This is a genomic window from Pseudoflavonifractor sp. MSJ-37, from assembly GCF_018917965.1.
Classification (GTDB): domain Bacteria; phylum Bacillota; class Clostridia; order Oscillospirales; family Oscillospiraceae; genus Pseudoflavonifractor_A.
The window spans coordinates 1-1922 of sequence record NZ_JAHLPP010000016.1 but is presented as its reverse complement, the minus strand read 5'-3'; the positions used below and the strand labels follow the sequence as shown (position 1 = coordinate 1922).

General features: G+C 64.5%; 2 protein-coding genes. Both read right to left on the bottom strand.

Features of this window, described 5'->3' with window-relative positions:
• Positions 1 to 1097, bottom strand: a 1097-nt coding sequence (gene acrA, locus KQI12_RS12345) for an acryloyl-CoA reductase electron transfer subunit beta (RefSeq protein ID WP_216573767.1), incomplete at its 3' end; no start/stop codon positions are given.
• Positions 1098 to 1116: 19 nt separating this feature from the next.
• Complete coding sequence (gene acrB, locus KQI12_RS12340; RefSeq protein ID WP_216573768.1) at positions 1117 to 1917, bottom strand: acryloyl-CoA reductase electron transfer subunit gamma; 801 nt, start codon at positions 1915 to 1917, stop codon at positions 1117 to 1119.
• Positions 1918 to 1922: the final 5 nt, after the last annotated feature.

The following is a 1922-nucleotide window of genomic DNA, read 5'->3' as shown; positions in this document are numbered from 1 at the left end:
TTGCCAGCCTTGATGGCCTTGATGGAGTCGATGAGCATGGGGGTGACCTTGAACAGGTCGCCCGCGATGCCGTAGGAGGCCACCTCGAAGATGGGGGCGGACTCGTTCTTGTTCACGGCGATGATGCACTCGGAGTCCTGCATGCCGGCCTTGTGCTGGATGGCGCCGGAGATGCCCAGGGCCACATAGATCTTGGGATGCACGGTCTTGCCGGTCTGGCCCACCTGATGGTCGGCGGAGATCCAGCCCGCATCGACGACGGCGCGGGAGGCGCCCACGACGCCGCCCAGGACCTCGGCCAGCTCGTTGGCCAGGGCCAGGCCCTTCTCCACGTCGGAGCTGATGCCGCGGCCCACAGAGACCACCACGTCAGCGCCGATCAGGTCCACCAGCTTCTTGGCGGCCTTCTTGACCTCCAGGACCTCCACCTTGATGTCGTCCTTGGACAGGGCCACGGCGGGCTTCTCCACGACCACCTTGTCGGCCTTGGCCTGGTCGAAGGGGGCCTTCTTCATGACGCCGGGGCGCACGGTGGACATCTGGGGACGGAACCGGGGGCAGATGATGGTGGCCATCAGATGGCCGCCGAAGGCCGGACGGGTCATCTTCAGGTTGGTGTTCTCCTCGAACTTGGTGTTGTCCACGTCGATGGTAGAGGTGGTCTTGAGGAAGGCCTTGTACTTCTCCACATCCACGTCCAGGTGGGTGCAGTCGGCGGTCAGGCCGGTGTGCAGACGGGCGGCGCACCGGGGGCCCAGATCCCGGCCGATGTTGGTGGCGCCGATCAGGAAGATCTCGGGCTTCTTCTCCTCCACCAAGTCGCAGATCACCTTGGCGTAGCCGTCGGTGGTGTAGGTCTCCAGAAGCTCGTGGTCGCAGACATAGACCTTGTCCGCGCCGTAGCCGCCCAGCTCCTTGGCCAGGCCCTCCACGCCGTGGCCCAGCAGGACGCCGCACAGCTCCACGCCCAGATCGTCGGCCAGCTTCCGGCCCTCACTGATCAGCTCGAAGTCGGTGTTCATCAGCTTGCCTTCGCGCTGCTCACAGAATACCCAGACGCCCTTGAAGGCGCCGGTGTCTTTACTATCAAAAGCCATTTCGTCGGTCTCCTTTCGATCAGATCAGGTGCTTCTCGTCCAGAAGCGCCGCCAGCTTGTCGCAGGTGCCCTTGTCAGAGCCCTCCAGCATCAGGCCGGCGCCCTTCACCGGGGGAGAGAAGGACTTGTACACGTTGGTGGGGGAGCCCTTCAGGCCGATGGTGTCCAGATCGATCAGGGGGTCGTCCTTCAGGGTGTTGAAGTCGTACACCTCATAGGGCTTGGCGTAGGCGTCCATGATCCCGCCCACGCTCATGTACCGGGGCTCGTTCAGCTCCTTGATGCAGGTCAGCAGGCAGGGCATCTGCACCTGGATGCTCATGTAGCCGTCCTCCAGCGCACGCTTCACGGTCAGGCTCTTGCCGGTGGCCTCGATCTCGGAGACGTAGGTCACCTGGGGCAGGTGCAGCTTCTCCGCGATCTGGGGGCCCACCTGCGCGGTGTCACCGTCGATGGCCTGACGGCCGCAGAAGATCACGGTCTCGTCGTCCACGCCGATCTTCTTCACCGCCGCCGCCAGGATCTGGGACGTGGCGTAGGTATCGCTGCCGCCGAACTCACGGCCGGACACCAGCACGGCCTTGTCCGCGCCCATGGCCAGCAGCTCCCGCAGCATCCCCTCCGCGGGCGGGGGGCCCATGGAGACCACCGTCACCTCGCAGCCCGTGGCGTCCTTCAGACGCAGGGCCGCCTCGATGGCGTTCATATCATCCGGGTTGGTGATCGTGGCCATAGACGCACGATCCATGGTCCCGTCCGCCTTCACGGCCACCTTGCCGGAGGTATCCGGGACCTGCTTCACACATACGATCGCTTTCATCAGAA

Excerpts from the sequence above, each read along its gene's own strand:
- acrB (WP_216573768.1), bottom strand. The coding sequence starts at position 1,917 with ATGAAAGCGATCGTATGTGTGAAGCAGGTCCCGGATACCTCCGGCAAG.